The organism is Spiroplasma gladiatoris (genome assembly GCF_004379335.1).
Classification (GTDB): domain Bacteria; phylum Bacillota_I; class Bacilli_A; order Mycoplasmatales; family Mycoplasmataceae; genus Spiroplasma_A; species Spiroplasma_A gladiatoris.
This window is the reverse complement of record NZ_CP038013.1, coordinates 956,524-974,451: the sequence shown is the minus strand read 5'-3', so window position 1 is coordinate 974,451 and position 17,928 is coordinate 956,524. Positions and strand designations below refer to the sequence as shown.

The 17,928-nt window shown below is 25.7% G+C and carries 18 protein-coding genes; 9 read left to right on the top strand and 9 right to left on the bottom strand.

Going from position 1 to position 17,928, the window contains the following annotated elements; all coding sequences use genetic code 4:
- Positions 1–58: 58 nt before the first annotated feature.
- From gap to SGLAD_RS04320, 3 genes are all read left to right on the top strand, one after another.
- Entirely contained in the window at positions 59–1,072 is a 1,014-nt protein-coding gene (gap, locus tag SGLAD_RS04330) for a type I glyceraldehyde-3-phosphate dehydrogenase (protein ID WP_134297973.1), read from the top strand.
- 61 nt (positions 1,073–1,133) lie between these two features.
- Positions 1,134–1,634, top strand: coding sequence for a type II toxin-antitoxin system antitoxin SocA domain-containing protein (locus SGLAD_RS04325; protein WP_134297971.1), 501 nt, complete (start codon positions 1,134–1,136; stop codon positions 1,632–1,634).
- Between the two features lie 38 nt (positions 1,635–1,672).
- Positions 1,673–2,869 carry a phosphoglycerate kinase gene (locus SGLAD_RS04320; RefSeq protein WP_134297968.1) on the top strand — a complete coding sequence of 399 codons (1,197 nt, stop codon included), beginning with the start codon at positions 1,673–1,675 and terminating at the stop codon, positions 2,867–2,869.
- A gap of 40 nt (positions 2,870–2,909) precedes the next feature.
- On the opposite strand, the gene SGLAD_RS04315 is transcribed toward SGLAD_RS04320, so the two are convergent.
- Positions 2,910–3,320 carry a hypothetical protein gene (locus SGLAD_RS04315; RefSeq protein ID WP_134297966.1) on the bottom strand — a complete coding sequence of 137 codons (411 nt, stop codon included), beginning with the start codon at positions 3,318–3,320 and terminating at the stop codon, positions 2,910–2,912.
- A gap of 118 nt (positions 3,321–3,438) precedes the next feature.
- Here SGLAD_RS04315 and SGLAD_RS04310 point away from each other — a divergent pair, with 118 nt between their 5' ends.
- Together SGLAD_RS04310 and SGLAD_RS04305 are read left to right on the top strand one after the other, a co-directional pair.
- Positions 3,439–4,245, top strand: coding sequence for a hypothetical protein (locus tag SGLAD_RS04310; protein WP_134297963.1), 807 nt, complete (start codon positions 3,439–3,441; stop codon positions 4,243–4,245).
- A 13-nt stretch (positions 4,246–4,258) separates the two neighbouring features.
- Positions 4,259–4,969, top strand: coding sequence for a hypothetical protein (locus SGLAD_RS04305; RefSeq protein WP_134297960.1), 711 nt, complete (start codon positions 4,259–4,261; stop codon positions 4,967–4,969).
- A gap of 35 nt (positions 4,970–5,004) precedes the next feature.
- Here SGLAD_RS04305 and SGLAD_RS04300 read toward each other — a convergent pair whose 3' ends face one another.
- The 7 genes from SGLAD_RS04300 to SGLAD_RS04270 form a co-directional block, all read right to left on the bottom strand.
- Positions 5,005–5,895 (bottom strand): hypothetical protein, encoded by an 891-nt coding sequence (locus SGLAD_RS04300; protein WP_134297958.1) that lies wholly within the window; start codon positions 5,893–5,895, stop codon positions 5,005–5,007.
- A 74-nt stretch (positions 5,896–5,969) separates the two neighbouring features.
- Entirely contained in the window at positions 5,970–7,280 is a 1,311-nt protein-coding gene (locus SGLAD_RS04295) for a hypothetical protein (protein WP_134297955.1), read from the bottom strand.
- A 58-nt stretch (positions 7,281–7,338) separates the two neighbouring features.
- Complete coding sequence (locus SGLAD_RS04290) at positions 7,339–8,883, bottom strand: APC family permease (RefSeq protein ID WP_134297953.1); 1,545 nt, start codon at positions 8,881–8,883, stop codon at positions 7,339–7,341.
- 13 nt (positions 8,884–8,896) lie between these two features.
- Positions 8,897–10,684, bottom strand: coding sequence for a ribonuclease J (locus SGLAD_RS04285; protein ID WP_134297950.1), 1,788 nt, complete (start codon positions 10,682–10,684; stop codon positions 8,897–8,899).
- Positions 10,685–10,874: 190 nt separating this feature from the next.
- Positions 10,875–11,744, bottom strand: a complete 870-nt coding sequence (locus tag SGLAD_RS04280; protein WP_134297948.1) for an ABC transporter permease — start codon at positions 11,742–11,744, stop codon at positions 10,875–10,877.
- On the bottom strand, positions 11,719–12,438 hold the full coding sequence (locus tag SGLAD_RS04275) for an ABC transporter ATP-binding protein (RefSeq protein WP_134297945.1): 720 nt from the start codon (positions 12,436–12,438) through the stop codon (positions 11,719–11,721). Before SGLAD_RS04275 ends, SGLAD_RS04280 begins: the two co-directional genes overlap by 26 nt.
- A gap of 506 nt (positions 12,439–12,944) precedes the next feature.
- A complete protein-coding gene (locus SGLAD_RS04270) occupies positions 12,945–13,676 on the bottom strand; it encodes a hypothetical protein (RefSeq protein WP_134297943.1) in 732 nt (243 codons plus the stop codon).
- A gap of 334 nt (positions 13,677–14,010) precedes the next feature.
- On the opposite strand from SGLAD_RS04270, the gene SGLAD_RS04265 reads away from it, so the two are divergent.
- On the top strand, positions 14,011–14,457 hold the full coding sequence (locus tag SGLAD_RS04265; RefSeq protein ID WP_134297940.1) for a hypothetical protein: 447 nt from the start codon (positions 14,011–14,013) through the stop codon (positions 14,455–14,457).
- Here SGLAD_RS04265 and def read toward each other — a convergent pair.
- Positions 14,452–15,060 (bottom strand): peptide deformylase, encoded by a 609-nt coding sequence (gene def, locus SGLAD_RS04260; protein WP_134297938.1) that lies wholly within the window; start codon positions 15,058–15,060, stop codon positions 14,452–14,454. The two genes, SGLAD_RS04265 and def, sit on opposite strands and share 6 nt — an antisense overlap.
- Before the next feature lie 79 nt (positions 15,061–15,139).
- Here def and SGLAD_RS04255 point away from each other — a divergent pair, with 79 nt between their 5' ends.
- From SGLAD_RS04255 to rsmB, 3 genes are read left to right on the top strand one after another with little or no spacing between them, the layout of a single operon-like run.
- Positions 15,140–15,706 carry an RsmD family RNA methyltransferase gene (locus tag SGLAD_RS04255; protein WP_134297936.1) on the top strand — a complete coding sequence of 189 codons (567 nt, stop codon included), beginning with the start codon at positions 15,140–15,142 and terminating at the stop codon, positions 15,704–15,706.
- Between the two features lie 3 nt (positions 15,707–15,709).
- Positions 15,710–16,594, top strand: a complete 885-nt coding sequence (gene gmk, locus SGLAD_RS04250) for a guanylate kinase (RefSeq protein ID WP_134297933.1) — start codon at positions 15,710–15,712, stop codon at positions 16,592–16,594.
- Positions 16,594–17,841: a 16S rRNA (cytosine(967)-C(5))-methyltransferase RsmB gene (gene rsmB, locus SGLAD_RS04245; RefSeq protein ID WP_134297930.1), complete on the top strand. Its 1,248-nt coding sequence runs from the start codon at positions 16,594–16,596 to the stop codon at positions 17,839–17,841. The genes gmk and rsmB overlap by 1 nt, the downstream gene beginning before the upstream one ends.
- Positions 17,842–17,928 lie beyond the last annotated feature (87 nt).

Here is a 17,928-nt window from a genome sequence, read left to right as displayed (position 1 = left end):
AATCGTGGTTTTTTAGCAATAGGAATATAATAAAAATGTGAAAGGAAAACAGTTAAATATGAAAAAAATCGCAATTAACGGATTCGGAAGAATCGGACGTCTAGCATTTAGACAATTGTTTTTAGAAAAAGATATTGAAATCGTTGCAATCAATGATTTAACAGATTCAAAAACATTAGCATACTTATTAGAATATGACTCAGCTCATAGAGGATTTATGAAGGGAAAAGTTTCTCATAAAGACGGAGCAATTATTGTTGACGGAAAAGAAGTAAAAATCTTAGCAGAAAGAGATGCAAGTAAATTACCATGAGGAGAAATGGGAGTTGACTTAGTAGTTGAATGTACAGGATTTTATGTTTCAAAAGAAAAATCACAAGCACATATTGATGCAGGTGCAAAAAAAGTTATTATTTCAGCACCAGCAACAGGAGATTTAAAAACTGTAGTATTTGGAGTTAACCACAAAACTATTGATTCAAGTGATCAAATTGTTTCAGCAGCTTCATGTACAACAAACTGTTTATCACCTATAGCAAAAGTTATCAACGAAAAATTTGGTATTGTTAAAGGATTAATGAACACAATTCATGCCGTAACAAACGACCAAAGATTATTAGATTTACCACACAGTGACTTACGTAGAGGACGTGCAGCAGCTTGAAATATCATTCCAAGTAAAACTGGAGCAGCAGCAGCAGTTGGTAAAGTATTACCTGAACTTAATGGTAAATTAGATGGGTTAGCACTACGTGTGCCAGTTATCACTGGATCAATCGTAGACTTAACTTGTGAATTAGAAAAAAAAGCAACAGTTCAAGAAATTAACCAAGCAATCGAAGAAGCAGTTAAATCTGACAAAGATTTAGCATTAGCTTTAGAATATTGTACAGACGAAATCGTTTCAGGAGATGTTATTGGTTCAAAATATGGATCAATCTTTGACGCAACTCTAACAAGAGTTATGGAAGTTGATGGAAAACAATTAGTTAAAGTATTCTCATGATATGATAATGAAAATTCATTTACATCACAATTTGTACGTACAATTAAATACATGCTAAGTTTATAGTATTAAACAATTGTGCATAAAACATATTTTCACTACGATTATATTAATGGGGAGTGATAATATGTTTTTTTATTCTAAAAAAGACTATATTAATTTTGTCATTAATTTATTAGCAAAACAAAATATAAATCAAAAGTTCAAAATAACTCAAATACAAATTCAAAAAATAATTTATATTGTTTATGCCTACTTTTTAATTTTTAAAAAACCTATAGCAAATATAGATTTTGAAACTTGAAGATGAGGACCTGTAATTTATGAATTATGGAAAGAACAAACAAAATATAAAGACCAAAATATCCCGCTACTTTTTGATGTAAATCTAGACAAGATTAACTACGATTATAGCGAATATAATGTAGCATCATTAATTGTTAGTTTTATGCTAAATTTAAATTCATGAGATATTGTACAAATTTGTCATGAACAAACACCTTGAAAAAAGTTATATAGACCAAATAAAAATATTAAAATCAAAGACAATGATATTTTTAAATTTCACAATGAAAATCCAAATAACTTTTTTTGCTATATTGACTTTATTGTAAATAATCAAAAATAAATATTATAATAATAAATAAGTAAGGAGATTATTGAAATATGAAAAAAACATTAAAAGATGTTAAAGTTGCTGATAAAACAGTTTTAGTTAGAGTAGATTTTAACGTACCAATAAAAGATGGAGTTATTGGAGATGATAACCGTATTAAAGCAGCAATGCCAACTATTAAACATTTAGTAGAACAAGGATCAAAAGTTGTTTTATTTTCACACTTAAGTAGAATTAAAGCAGAAGAAGATAAAGCTAAAAAATCTTTAGCACCAGTTGCTAAAAGATTAGAAGAAATTGCTGGTCAAAAAGTTACATTTATAGGACAAACTAGAGGTGAAAAACTAGAAAGTGCTATTAAAAACTTAAATAGTGGAGAAATTTTATTATTTGAAAATACTAGATTTGAAGACGTAAAAGACGGAGAAGTAGTAAAATTTGAATCAAAAAATAATGCAGAGTTAGGTAAATACTGAGCGAGTTTAGGAGATGTATTTGTAAACGATGCATTTGGTACAGCTCACCGTGCACATGCATCAAATGTTGGAATAGCTTCAAATATCGCTGAAAGTTGTGTTGGATTTTTAGTTCAAAAAGAATTAGAAATGTTGGCAAAAGGTGTAGATGCACCAGAACACCCATTCGTAGCTATAATTGGTGGAGCAAAAGTTTCAGACAAAATTGGAGTAATCGATAATTTATTAGAAAAAGCTGACAAAATTATAATTGGTGGAGGAATGGCTTATACATTCTTTAAAGCTTTAGGGCACAATATTGGTAAATCTTTATGTGAAGAAGATAAAGTTGAATTAGCAAAACAATATATGGAAAAATCAAATGGAAAGATTATTTTACCAATCGATTCAGCTAATGCAACAGAATTTAAAGATGTAACTCCAACATTTTCAGGTGTTGATTTACCAGATGATGTTATGGGATTGGACATTGGACCTGATTCTATTAAATTATTTGAAGATACATTAAAAGGTGCAAAAACAGTTGCTTGAAATGGACCTATGGGAGTATTTGAATTCGAACATTATAAAAAAGGAACAGTTGCAGTTTGTGAAGCGATTGCTAATTTAGATAACGCATTTACTTTAATTGGTGGAGGAGACTCTGCTGCTGCTGCTATTCAAAATGGTTTTGCAGAAAAATTCACTCATATTTCTACAGGAGGGGGAGCTTCTCTTGAATATATGGAAGGAAAAGTTTTACCTGGAGTAGAAGCTATCCAAAATGCTTAATAAAAAATAAAAATGTTTCACTAAGTGAAACATTTTTATTTTAACCATCAATTTCCATATTTTGATTTTGTAAAAACTCCCTGCTATTTTTATGATATTTGTCATTAATTGATTCATTAATCATTTGTATTAGATTATTTAATTTTATTTCATCTATTGTAAAATCTTCGACACTAGGAATATCTTTAATCCTTCCATGACAAAGATTTATAAAGTTATCATTTATTAAAATATCATCGTTTAAATTATCTTTAAAATAGTTATTAATGATTTTACAATCATCAAATAATTCTCTTCTTAAAGAAGAGTCAATTTTTCCGTTTTTAAAAACGACATAGCATTGATCTTTTAAATATTCATAACTTTTAATTTTTTCATACTTTTCAATTATTACATTTAATTTTTCTTTATTAATGTTATTTAAAATATTTGTTTCAAGCTTTTTATCCATTTTGTATCCTCATTTCTTTATATTTTTATTTTAACTAAAAAAGTTTTTATATTTAAATATTTATGAAGTTTTTTTAAAACACTATTGCTTTTTGTTTATACTTATAAATGGAGATAAAATGAAAAGACAAATAAGAAGTATAGATAATTCTGGGTGAATCACTAATGTATTTAATGATAAAGAATATATTTATTTTACAGATGCAATTTTTAATACAAAATATTCTAGCTTGTACAAGATTTCAAAAAAGATTGTTCTAGAAAACTTAAAAAATAAAAATGATTTAGGGAGATATTTTTTAGCTAATCCATTAATTGAAAATAACAATAATGCAGTCCTTTTATCAAGTAGTGAAATTGAATTTATAAAAAAAGAAGAATATTACATTCAAAATTATTTTTTGTTTAAAAATAATGAATATATTAGTTTTATAATTGATAAAAAAGTATATACAAAAAACATTAATTTGAATGAACCAAAAGAGTTTCAAATTTTAAATTATAACTATGATTTTTTGATTGCTAAAAAAAATGAGGAAGTATTTTTTTTAGATGAAAATTTAAATATCGTTAAAACTTTTAAAAAAGAAATTATAAGTTTAATAGCATTTGAAAAAAACTTTGTGGTTTTAGATATAAACATGAACGTTTGACTAACAGACTTCGAGTTAAATTTTTTAGAAAAGTTAGATAGTTCAAATAATTTTAAAAACATTTTTTATTTAAATAAAAATAATATTTTAATAAGTTATAAAGATCGAAAAAATACAATAGTTTTAAATTATAAAACAAAATTATCAACAGATTTTGTTAAAGAATTTCTTTTTAGAGCATTTTTATTAGAAGAAAATATACTAATAACAAAAAGTATTTATGATATAAGTGATAATATAAATATGAGTAGTTTAATAAAATTTATTTACTAAGGAAAGAAAAGGGATGAAAATGTCAATACCAGGAATTTGAAATGATCAATTAGGTTTCATACCAATGTGATGTAAAATTATTGTAATAATTGGACTTTGCTTTGCTTTAATAGCAATTGGACTTTGCTTATTAATTTTTATTTTAAAAACAATCAGTTTAGCATCTAAAACTAAAAAAACAAAAAGTTTAAATGTATTTGAAAAAGCAATGATTTCATTGGGATATGAAAAATCAAAAGTTATATTTGGAGCAAAAAAAAGATATAACTCAAATTTTAATTATGATTTTAAAAATAATGAGTTACACTTAGCACAAAAATATGATGATTCTGATTCAACTAAATCACTTAAAAAAATTACAAGTGATGTTGCTAATTTAGCAAATGAAAAAGATACAAAAACAAGTATATATAGTAAATCTATTTATTGTAACTTTCTTTTTAGTTTTGGGATTGCAATTATTGTTTTAACAAACATTGTAGCAAATTTTATTTCTCCAGGTTATCAATCTTATTTTATTGGTGAGGTTTATGTTTTAATGATAGTAATTGGTTTTATATTAATGTTTGTAGCTTGATTTTGATGAGTAAATATATTTATTAAATTTAATAAATATATTGATAATTTCATTAAACCAACTATTGAAAAAGAAGACTATAAAAAGATTAAATTTATATTTATTCTAGAAAGTTTAATTCCTTTAACAACAAACACATTAATATAAGTAATAAAAAAACGCCATTTATTGGCGTTTTTTTATTAACCTCTTTCTCTAGAATTATTAAATTCTTGTTGTCTTGAAGTTAAATTTTGATAATTTCCATAAGTATATCCTTTTTTGCTTCATATACCTTTAATACATTGAGAAGCAGTATATATTATGAAACAATACATAGCAATTCTTAAAGCAATTAAGGCTCCATTTAGGATTGCCATTAAAAAACCTCTTCTTCTGTCAAATAAGTCCATAATTGCAGCAATTATTGATAAAACTGAGTTTATTATGATTCAAATTAATGTGATAGTACCAATAATTAAATTTATTGTCGAAATTACCATCATTCAATTATGAGTGTTTCCTTCTTTTTCAAAATTTTCATCTACTTGTTTTCCAAAAAAAGTAATTACATTAATTAAACCTCATAGAAAAGCAACACCAGATACAGCAACTATTGCAATGTATGCATATTTATTAGTTCCTGTTAATGCAGCTTCCAAACCAGTCTCGCTAGTTAAAGTAAGTGCAAAAAAAGTAGCTAAGGTTGCTAGTCCACTTGCAAAAAATGAAGTGCCATAACCTTTTGAAATAGCAACTCTTGGTTGAATTGTTGTTGTTACATTTGTATTTGGTAATTTCATTAAAAGATAAGGAGTTAGTAACCCTCCAACACTTAATGAAAATAACATTAAAATAAATCGATTATTAGCAAAAGTTTCATCGTCAGTTCTTGAAGCAAAAACAATTATATAAATACTAAAACCAATTGTTAATGAACCAAAAAACACAACTAACGAAGCAAAAATAATTGCTAAATCTAGGTCTTTAAGAACATCAAATAGTAGGAAAAACATCCCAACCAATGTAACAATAATTCCAAAAACAGCACCAATAATTGTAAATGTTTTTATTGATCTTATACTGTTAAACATTTTATCCCTCCCTCCATATTCTTAATAATACACTTATTATTAACAAAAAAAACTCTAAGTTAAAATTTAGAGTTTTATTTATCTTTATAATAATCATATGGAGTTTCATCGTTTGGATCATAATCTTCAACAATTTTGTTATCATCAGTTCTTCATTTCTGAGCATTTTTTGTTAAAACATTATATTCATTGAGTGCTCTATCTTTCATTTTAACTTTCATATAATAATAAGGTATATTTTTGTATATTAATCTTTGTTCGCCATCGAACTTATTTCCAACCGCGTATCCACTAGATGAATCAATTAAATTTGCTTCATAAAATGTAATTTCATCAATATCTTTATAAGTTAAATTTAGTTTTTCAATATCGCCATAACCTCTTTTAGTAAAAATATATACGATTAGTCGTTGTCTTAATCTAACTCCAACCGAGTTTGCAGCTAATTTATCAACATTATAACTACCATCTGAATCATAACCGTTTGTAGCGTCTGCAATATCATTAACAACTCAACCGCTACCAAGCATACTCGATTCATAATAACCAAGGCCATAAATACCAGAACCTGGGTTTTTATCTGTACCTTCAATATCTAGAATCATATTAAAGATACAATAAAATGTATTTTTAAATGTCCCTAAAAAATCTTTAATATTTTTGAATGAATAATAAGTAGGGAAAGAAGACATTTTTAAATAATAGTAATTAAACTTTTGTCCATCAAGTTCATCATATACCTTAAACTTTGCATAAATCGAAAAGTTATACTCATCTTTATTGTCTTCATAAGTGTCATGTTCAATATTTAAAGTTTGAGACAAGACTTCAACAACCTTTTCTGAACTATTTATTTTTTTGTATTTACCACTTATTACTTTAGAAAATGCATCTGGATTTAAGTATTTATTTGCATTTCGATAAACATAGTTTTCAGGTAAAGTTCCTTCTTTTTCTCCTGTAACTTTTGAAGCGTTATTAATGTTATATACATCTAAATTTTGTGGTGATGTAATTTGTGAAACTATTGCTTTTGAAAACTTTTCTCCCGCTTCACCAATATTTTCTTTTTCAATATAACTATAAATATTATCAATGCATTTTTGTAAACTTTCTGTACTTAATTCTATATCAATTGATTTTTTTTCTTCTAATTGTTCTTTAATATCATTAATTGTTAAATTACTATTATTGTTTAAAAGCGACACTTCATAACTAAATTCATTAGCCATAAACACACCTTTTATTTTATTGTTATTTTCTAATACATTATCATCAGATTCGTTTTGATTAGTGTTAGAGTTATTTGCATAATTATAAACAACAGGAATAATTGTGGCACTACTTAATGCAATTACTCCTAAAGAAGATATTAACTTTTTCATCAAAAACACCAACTTTCAATTATCTATATTATAACTAAACTATAAAAAAAACCAAAATTTATTTGGTTTCATTTTTAATTATTGTATATACTTTTTCGTTTTCTTTTAATTCTGCTAATAATTCAGGGTTGTTTTGAACTTTTTTAATTTGTTTTTTATGATAAACGTGATATAGAATTACAGAAATTAGAACTACTGAAACAAAATATATTAATTGGAAAGTGCATTTAAATAATTTTTGTATATCTAATGATCCACTATCATATAATTTTGTATAATCTAATATTAAATTATAGAAGTATGTGCCTAATACAAATATTAGAAAAGCGATTGTAATACTTCATCCAATATACTCTCATATTCTGACCTTCATATTTTTTTTGATTCCTTGATATATTGCAACAGGTATTATCATCATATAAATTGATATTAGTAATATGGAAGCTACACTTGCTAAAGTTGCATAATCAAATGGAGTTTGTTTTTGAGTTATTCCTTGAACAATATCTGGTATAAAAATAAACATTATACATGCAATTATAAATACAACACAATTCGCAAGAACTCCTGCAACTGGGATACTTTCTTTGTTTTCTTTAGCAAATATTTTTGATATAAATTTTTGCTTTGCAAGTGGTTCTAAAGTTGATCCTCCAAATAGTGATACTTGAAGTGATGAATTAAAACGCATTAGTAGGGTACATATTATTACTATTATTCGACCAGCTGTATTAATAAAATCATTATTTAAACTTTTAAATATTTGTAAATTAGGGTTTCCTCCGAATGGTTCAGGAGAAACAGCTAACATTACAATTAAAGTAAATAACATATAAAATAAAGTTGATGCAAACATTATTACCATTATTGAAATTGGTACGTTTCTTTGACGATTTTTAATATTTTTACCCGAAGTTATTGCTATTTCTAAACCGCAAAACGCAAAGAAAATACTTGTAAATGTACTTGAAAAGTTACTTACATTAATTTTAGATGCATAAGTTTTTAAACCGTTGTTACCAGCATTTAAATTTAATGCTCCCCCAACAATTCCAAATATTACTAATAATAAAGTTATTATTCAAGTTATATATGCAATACAAGTTGAAGCAATACGATATCTTCTCATACCTAAAAATAAGATTGATGTTGCTAAACCGCATAAACCAAAAGCTATCAAGTCTAAATATAAACTTCCAAAGCTACCTCATAGTCCTCATGTGTTTGTTTGTGAGTCAAAACCTGCTAAATTATCAAAATTTGCTCTAACCATTGTTACTAATAAATTAACTGCTATTGCTGGGATTACTGCATAATTTATCATCCCCATTAAAAGCCCTCAAAACTTACCAAATGCAGTTCTTACATATTGGGCTCCACCACCATTTGCTTCTGGGTGGATTTGGACAAGTCTCGCAAATGTCCAAGCACACATATATGCTACAAATCCTTCTATTAAAAATATTCAATAGATGTGATTTCCAACACCCGTTTCGCTTGCTAATATTGTTGAAAAACTTGCTGTATAGGTTATTCCTGCAATAAAGCTAAAACCTATTCATATTAAGTTAAATAAACTTAATTGTTCCTTCTTTGTTTTCATTATTATTTTCTTTCTATTTAATATCCATTTTTTTATTTAAAATTACTGGAATAATTAATGGATTTCTTCTTTTATATCTAAATATGAAAGGCGATAGAGTTTCTTTTACAGCTGATTTAATCGCACCAAAAGTAGGTTTTGGAGAGTTTAAAACTCCTAAAACCGCGTTAGTGACAATATTAATTGATTCTGCAATCACATTTCCACTATCTCTTACATAAAAGCTTCCTCTAGAAACAATTCTTGGAGGTGCTAATAATTTGTTTGCTTGTGAGTCAATAGAGATAATTACTGCCATTAACCCATCACGACTTAATATATTTCTTTCTCTAATAATATTACTTGCTTTTCCAGTCATATCTTTTCCATCAATAAAGATCGCTTCTGCTGGAATTCTTTTGCCTAATTCAGCAACCCCATTTTGCATTAAAATTTGATCACCATTTGCAATCACAAAAACATTTTGAGGTTTTACATTTACTTTTACAGCTGTTTCACCGTGAACTTTTAACATCCGAAACTCTCCGTGCATTGGCATAAAGTATTTTGGTTTTAATAAAGTAAATAGTAATTTTTGTTCTTCTTGACTAGCGTGTCCTGAAGTATGAATTTTTTGTTCACCATTATTTTCGATTACAGTTGCTCCAATTTTTGTAAGTTTATTTACAACATTTTCAACATCCGCTCTGTTACCTGGAATTGGTGAAGAAGACATAATAATTGTATCTCCTGGAATCAATTTAACTGCTGGATGTTCTTGTCTAGCAATTCTAGATAAAGCAGCCATTGGCTCTCCTTGACTTCCTGTACACAAAATCATAATTTGATTTTTTGGATAATTATCAATTTCGTTTTGTTTAATAAACATTTTATCATTAATGTTTAAATGTCCCATTTGACGAATAATTTTAATAATTCTTTCTAAACTTCTTCCAAATACAACAATTCTTCTTCCGTATTTATTTGCAAGTTCAATAATATGTTGAATTCTATGAACGTTTGAAGCAAATGAAGCAATAATAATTCTTCCTTTTGCTTTTAAAAAATGTGTATCAATGTTTTGAATAACTTTTCGTTCACCTAATGTATAACCTTCAATTTCTGCATTAGTAGAATCAGACATTAGCAATTCAATTCCTTCGTTTCCTCATTTAGACAATCTTTGAATGTTTGCAGAATGCCCCAAAGGAGTTCAATCGAATTTGTAATCTCCTGTTGAAAAAATTGCTCCGTTTGGAGTAGTAACGTGAATCCCAAATGCATCTGGAATTGAGTGGTTTACTGCTGCAAATTGAATAGTCATGTGCTTTGTTTGATAAACATCATCTTCTACATATTCTTTTACAACTGTTTTGTTAGTCAATTTATATTCTTTTATTCTATCTCTAATTAAAGCTGCTGCTAATTCTGGCGCATAAATAACTGGAATATCAACTTGTTGTAACAAGTAAGGAATTCCTCCAATGTGATCTTCATGTCCATGGGTAATAAACAAACCTTTAATTTTTTTATTATTTTCTGCTAAATAACTATAATCTGGAATAACTGCACTCACTCCCAATTGGGTTGCGTCAGGAAATTTAACTCCAGCATCAAGCATAATGATTTCATCATCATATTCTACACAATATGTATTTTTTCCAACTTCTTCTAAACCACCCAAAGCAAATACTTTAGTAGGGTGGGGTGCTTGATCAAACTTCTTTTTAATTGGATTTTGATTACTTTTAACCTTTTTTATTTCTATTTTTGCTTCTAAATCAGCAACAATAGTTATGCTCTTATTATTTTTGGTGTCCATTTTCTTTCATTCTCCTATATACGAAAACTCATTATTAAAATTTATATTAATTACTTATTAAACTTAATTAATTGATATACTAAAAAGAATTTTCATTATTTTTATTTTAACAAAAAATAATGTTAAATATATAGTTTATTTTAATAAAAAAAAGCTGTTAGCAATAAACTAACAACTCAAAATAATTAAACTAGTTTTTTCGATGTCATTTAAAAGTTAGAGTGCTTATTAAAAATAATAAACCAATTATTAATATTGCACCAACTATTGGTTGTCATGTACTTGTAAAATTTTGATAAAGTGGTTCAGGGTTTTGCCTATTATCTCATATACCATTATTAAATCCAGCATTTTTTCAATCACCATCACTATACTGACTAAATAGTAGTAAAAATACTGGGTATTTTAAAGGGATAAAGTATGTAAATATTCTTAATGCAGTAGTTGATTCATAAAGTCTTGGGTCTAACATTACTCCTGAAAAGAATATACATAAAAAATAAATCATTAAAGCTATTCCTTGATTAGCACCTTCATCATTTAAATTACCACCTAATAATGTTGCTAAACCAATTGACATTAAACAAATTAAACTTACTGCTAATATGAAAAAACCTCAATTCATATTTTTATATAGTTCAATCACATCATTACCACCAATTATTAATCCAATTATTAGTTCTAGACAAACCCCAGAAAACCCAACTAAAAAATAAAATAATCAAATTGTAAGAATAAAAGTTTTTCTACTTATTCCTGTAGTTTCCATTCGTTTTAAAAATATTGAGTTTTTTCATTCCACAATTGATCCAGATAAATTTATGATTGTTGTTAAACATGGCAATACTACATAACCTAAAATTGCACTCCCTTTATTAACAACTAAATCACTAGAAAATAAATAATAAAAAATTATAGTAAAAAACACAGGAACAACATATGTAAAAATTGGGCCTCTAAAGTTTTTATAAAATGATTTAGAAATTAATCTAAAAAGCTGAAAAGCAATTTTTGACTTATTTTTTAAATTAAAACTATTTTTTGTTTTGGTTGTTTTCATCTAGACCTCCTTTGTAAAATAACTCCATTAGTTCTCTAACTGTTTTATATTTATTTTTTATATCTTCAACACTACTATCTAATAAAACTTTTTTGTTATCAATAACAATTACTCTTTTACATAAAGCTTCAATTTCTTCAGGATGATGAGAAACTATTAGTAAAGTTTTATTATTTTTAACTACTTCTTTAAAGAAATTAAGTATTTTAAATTGTAATTCCATATCTAATCCTGTTGTTAGCTCATCAAGAATTATAATTTTAGGATCGTTAATAATTGAAAGTAATGCATTAAATCTTTGTTTTTGACCACCACTCAATCGATTTAAAGGTGTTTTATAAAAGTCTTTAACTTCAAAAATTTTATTTAATTCATTAAACTTTTCAATAGAGAAATTTGGAAAAACAGATACGTAAAATTCGATTACATCTTTTGCGCACAAACCACTTGGTCAATTACCTTCTTGAAATTGTATTCCTATTTCTTGTTTTAAATTACCTTCAATATTTATTTTTATACTTCCTTTAGAAGGTTTTGATGATTGAGCAATCATTTCAATTAGTGTTGTTTTACCAGCACCATTTCTTCCTAATATCGCAACAGCTTCTCCTTGTTCGATTTGTAAAGAAATATCTTCTAAAATAACTTTTTGTTTGAACTTTTTAGTTAAATTATTTATTTCTATTATTTTCATACATTTCCTTTCTTTATTCAACTACGTTTATTTTTGTTTTGCAGCGTATATTGCCATAAATCAATTCAAAATTAGATACTCCTAGTTTTAAACCTTTGTATTTAAGAATAAATTTATTTCTATTACCTTCACTTTGTGAGATTTCAATTGGCTGTTCTAAAAATGGCTTGATGAATCTTTAAAAAACTAACCTAAGTTTGTAATGTTATCTCCATTTTTGATTTCTATAACAAACTGTTGTTGAAATTTACTTTTACATCAGTAGGTAGTTGTTTAATTTATTATTTTGATCAACTTCAAATGAAGCAAGTGTACCACTATAGCAAATATTTAAATTTACATTGCCTGTTAAATATAAACTATTTTTTTAAAGCTTTAACTCTTTTTTGTGTTTTTATACCATTGCTAGTTGGTGAACGATAACTTTCTTTATGTATTTGATAATCTATATTTTCTACTACGCGATTATCTAATGTTTTTATAAGTGCATTTATATGAATTACAACTTATTCTAGATTGTTTTGTTCTGGTTTAATATCTCTATTTTCTAATGAACTTAAATTTATTCTTTTATCATAAAATGTGTTAGAAAATACAGCTTTTGATTTAATTTTTTTAGAATTTGACAGGGAAGTTATTATAACTGTACCTGATTTGTCTTTTGTTGCTTGATAAAATTTGTAAGTATAATCGATATTTTCTTGTAAAACTAAATCGCTTTTTTCACCTTTAATGGTTTTTAAAGCGGCTTCAACAACTGGTTTTTCATCGTTATTATTTACATCAATTAATTTTTTATCAAAAGCATATAAATCTATTCATTCATCTTTTATGTGATTAAAAACAATTTCTAAATCTACTTTACCAAATGTATTACCATAGCCAACCGATTCTGCTTTAATATGTCCTACCTTGATTTTTTGAGCCATTTCATAATCACTAAACTTAAACAGCTCATTTAAACTATAATTCATATTGTTTAAATATTCTCTAATTTCCAAAGTAGCTTTTTGTTCAGCTGATTCATAAGTGTTTTCATGATGAAATAGTATTTTATTAGGCATTTCATCTAAATTAATTTTACCTATATAAGATTTAGATAAAAAAAACAATCTTTCACCTTTCACCTTTTTGCTTGAAACTAAGGATTTAATAGATATAGAACCATCATTTTTTAAAGATGGTGCTTCATAGTCAAAAAATTCAACATCAGTATTTTCTACTAAAATTAAATCCATTTTATCTTTATATGCTTTTATAATATTTTTTTTAATATACTCAATTTCATTACTTGTTGAAAAAAAACCAAACTCATCAAGTTTTGTTGAATTTAATCAATTCTGCTATCTTCATTTTCCTTTTTTGATTAATCACAGCTAATTGCAGTTATTGAAACTACTGATGCTATGCTCAAAGATCCCGATATATTTAATAGCTTTTTCATTATTTATTATCACATCCTTGTAAAATAATTATATACCTTTAAATAACTGCATAAATTTTAAGATAAAATTATTTTTTTATTGATAAAACATATAGATATATAATAATTACAAAGAAGGTAAAAAGGATATGTACAAAAGCAAATACAAAAAACATGATAAAAATAATTTTTCAACAAAATTATATAATGCAAAACCAAGTGTATTAATAGTTTTATCATTATTCAACTTCGTTTTAAAAATCTCCACTATTTTAGTGGTTATCTACTTTTTATATTTTTATTTTAGTAATTCAATTCCTTATAAAAAAAATCATCTTGGAGTCTTATTTTTGACTCTATGTGTGCCAATATTTATTTTCTCTCTAAACTTATTTATAAATAATTATTTAATCAATTATATGTGTCTAGATACACTTGATAAAATAGCAGATTTACAACTAGAAAATTTATCAAAAAAAATTATGCTAATACCGCTTTTTGGCTCATTTTTAATTACTTTTATTATTAAAGATAAGGCTATTTTAATCTATAAGTATAAACAATATATTAATAAACATAAAAAAAAGAGTTTATAACTCTATTCAATTTTCTTCAATTTTTTGTGGTTCTTCTTTGTTGATTCGATCATAATAAAGTTTTCCTTGATTATGTTCAATTTCATGTTGAAAAACAATTGCTTGATAACCCCTTAAAGTTAATTCTAAATTTTTATTTGTCAGTCAATCATAACCACTTATTTTTATTTTATAACTTCTTGGCACATTACCTGGATGGTCGCTATCAACACTCAAACAACCTTCGCCTCCTTTTAAATAACCAATTTGTTCACTCTTTGCAATAATTTTTGGATTTACCATTGCAAACTCTTCAATGTCATTATTTTCTTCATCTCACTCAAAACGAGTAAAAAACATATTAATGTTACTTCCAATTTGTGGCGCTGCAAGCCCAACAGCTGGTCTTAAATGGTCTTCTGAGCCTTTAACATTTAAATTTGGATCTTGAGAATATCTAACAAAATCAATTAACTTTTTCATTACTAATTCAGTTTCTTTATTTAAAGGTAATTCAACATCATAACTCATTGCTCTAATGATTTCTGGTTGTGTATCTTTACAAAGTCATTTATTTGTTGGAATTTGATCTTGTAACAAATCCTTTTTTAAATCTAGTTTCATTTTGCCACCTCATTTATAGATTATAACTTATTTAATAGTTTTTTTGATATATTAAATATATAAGAAAATAGGTAGAAAAATGAAAGTTATTAGTGGAAAGTATCGTGGAAGAGTATTGATTAGTCTTGAAGGGAAAAATACAAGACCAACTACTTCAAGATTTAAAGAGGATATGTTTAATATTTTAAATAATTATTTTATATTTGAAAACAAAATAAGTTTGGATTTATTTGCTGGAAGTGGCGCTTTAAGTGTCGAAGGTTTAAGCAGAGGGATTGGTTTTGCATACATTAACGATTTATATAAACCAGCACTAGAAGTTATAAAAACAAATTTAAAAAATATTGAACAAAATTTTTATCAACTATCAAATAATGATTATTTGAGTTATTTAAAGTATTTAAATATTAACAATATCAAAGTTGATTTAATTTATTTAGATCCTCCTTATGAGCAATTAGAATATTATTACAATACCTTAAACTACCTAAAACACTCAAACATATTGAATAATTATGGTATATTAATTATTGAAGTAGGTAGTCAATTAGATGAAAGTTCTTTTGACTACTTTGCTTTACTAAAATTTAAAAAATATAAAACCAAAAACCTATATGTATTAAGACTTGAAAAAGAAAGTTGGTAATTTATGGAAAACAAAAAAGGTAAAATTATTATTCTTTCTGGGCCTTCAGGTGTTGGGAAAGGTACAATTAACAAGGAATTAAGAAAAGATAAAAGTCTTAATTTGGTTCAATCGGTTTCAATGACAACAAGACCAGCTCGACCAGGCGAAATTGATGGAGTTGACTATTTTTTTGTTGACAAAGAAACTTTTAAAGATGCGATTCAACATGATGAATTAATTGAATACGCAGAATTTATTGGCAATTATTACGGAACACCAAGAAAAACTGTTTATGACAAAATTAATCATGGAGAAAATGTAATTTTAGAAATTGAAGTAATTGGTGCAACCCAAGTTCTTAAAAAGGAAAAACCAGAAAACTTAGTTTCTATTTTCTTGATGCCTCCAAGCTTAAAATCTTTAGAACAAAGATTAAGAAGAAGAGGTACAGAAAAAGAAGAAATTATTAAAAAAAGATTAGACAAAGCATTGTTAGAAATTCCTTTGAAACACAAATATCAATATGTTATTGAAATTGATAATGTTGATAATGCTGTTGCAAAAGTAAAAGACGTTTTAACAAAAGAAGGTACATTATTAATTTCTAAAAATCAAAGTAAATTTAATCTTTTAAGAAATGAAGTTAATAACGTAGTAAAAGAAAACTATATGTTCTTTGTAGATAATTGAAGAGAAAATGTGGAAAGAATTAATACAATTAAAATCCCAGAAGGTTTTGATTTTAAAAATTATTTAGTAGATCTTTTAACAAATAAAATCTATGCACATGTCTTAGCGAATGAAGAATTATTAATTTTGGAAAATCGCGACTTTATTGAATCAATAATGGAACATTTAATGATTGATGTAAATTTCTTTAGTATTGAACAAAATGCATTTCAATAATGAATTCAAGAGAACAAGCGCTTAACATTTTATATAAAGTAATTAAAGAGCAAAAACATGCAAATAAAATGTTAAATGAACTTTCAAAATCAAAAGCTATGTCAAGTTCTGACATAGCTTTTATTTATAAATTAGTATACGGAACAATTCAATACAAAATATATTTAGAATATGTAGTTAATAAAATTATTAATCCTTTAAAAACAGACTATAAAATTCAAGTTCTTTTATGAATGAATTTATATCAAATTAAATTTTTAAAAACATCAATTTATTCTGTAACAAATGAAGCAGTAGAGTTAACCAAAAAAATTAACTCCAATTTATCAGGGTTAGTAAATGTTGTCAGCAAAAAATTACAAGATACAAAACTATGAGAAGTAAATATTAAAAATAAACAAAACATCACACCTTTAGAAATGGGTTTTCCTTTTTGATTGTATAAACAAATTCAAAAAGATTATTCTACAGAAGTTGCTAATAAAATTGTCAATATTTCAAATGAACAATGTAATTTTTCATTTCGAGTTAATTTAAAATTAATAACTCAAAAAGAATTTGAAAAAAAATACATGCAAGAATGAGATTTGCAAAAATCGAATATTGTAAATAATGGATATTTAACAAATAAAAATATAATTAAAACAAAAGAGTTTGAACAAGGACTAATTTTTATTCAAGATGAGACAAGTATTCTTGCAGTTGAATTATTAGAAGTTAAAAAAAACTCTAAAGTCCTTGATATGTGTTGTGCTCCTGGGGGTAAATTAACTTATATAGCAACATTTATAAATAAAAATAATCTAGTAGATGGTTATGAAATAAATAAAAGTAAAGAAAAAATCATTAATCAAAATTTAAAAAGACTGCAAATTAGTAATGTAAATTTAAACTTCACGAGTGCCTTAAATATTAATAAGACTTATAATAGAATTTTGCTTGATGCACCTTGTTCGGGATTTGGAGTTTTTAAAAGAAAACCTGAAATAAAATTAAAAAAATATAGTGACCAAGAAATGCAAGAACTTTACGACTTACAATACGACTTACTAAAAAAAGCGGTTGAAAGTTTAGATAAAAAAGGTATTCTAGTTTATTCAACTTGTACAATTAATAAAAAAGAAAATCAAAATCAAATTGAAAAATTACTTCGCAGTTATCCTGATATAAATTTAGAATATCAACAACAATTTTTTGGATTCGAAGGAAACAACAACGGGTTTTATATAGCAAAGTTAAAAAAATAGATATGTAAAAAATGAAAAGTTATTCTTTTCATTTTTTTATAATTTAACGACATATTTATAATTTTTTCTTCGATTTTATTTAAGGGA